Origin of the sequence: Klebsiella sp. GN_Kp190 (genome assembly GCF_040061795.1) — a bacterium.
In the GTDB taxonomy this organism is placed as follows: Bacteria; Pseudomonadota; Gammaproteobacteria; order Enterobacterales; family Enterobacteriaceae; genus Klebsiella; species Klebsiella michiganensis.
The window spans coordinates 1-608 of record NZ_JBEAFN010000064.1; the positions used below are offsets into that span (position 1 = coordinate 1).

Genomic DNA, 608 nt, shown 5'->3' on the forward strand with positions numbered 1-608 from the left:
ACCCTGCTGCTGGGGGCGGCGGCGCAGTTCGGCATCTTCGCCACGGTGCTGGGGGCGCTGACGCTGAACTACTTCGGCATCATCAGCTTCACCCTGCCGCAGGCGGCGGCCATCGGCATCATCGGCGGCGCGGACGGCCCGACGGCGATTTATCTGTCGGGCAAGCTGGCGCCGGAATTACTCGGGGCCATCGCGGTGGCGGCGTACTCGTATATGGCGCTGGTGCCGTTAATCCAGCCGCCGATTATGAAGGCGCTGACCAGCGAGAAGGAGCGGAAAATCCGCATGGTGCAGCTGCGCACGGTGAGTAAGCGGGAAAAAATCCTCTTTCCGGCGGTGCTGCTGCTGCTGGTGGCGCTGCTGCTGCCGGACGCGGCGCCGCTGCTGGGGATGTTCTGCTTCGGCAACCTGATGCGCGAGAGCGGGGTGGTGGAGCGCCTGAGCGACACGGTGCAGAACGGGCTGATAAATATCGTGACCATTTTCCTCGGGCTGTCGGTGGGGGCCAAGCTGGTGGCGGACAAGTTCCTGCAGCCGCAGACGCTGGGGATACTGGTGCTGGGGGTGATTGCGTTCTGCGTGGGGACGGCGGCGGGGGTGCTGATGGC

At 65.8% G+C, this 608-nt stretch carries 1 protein-coding gene; it reads left to right on the top strand.

Annotated elements, in window-relative coordinates:
- A partial coding sequence (locus ABLU67_RS24010; RefSeq protein WP_170912141.1) for a sodium ion-translocating decarboxylase subunit beta occupies window positions 1–608 on the top strand: 608 nt, incomplete at both ends.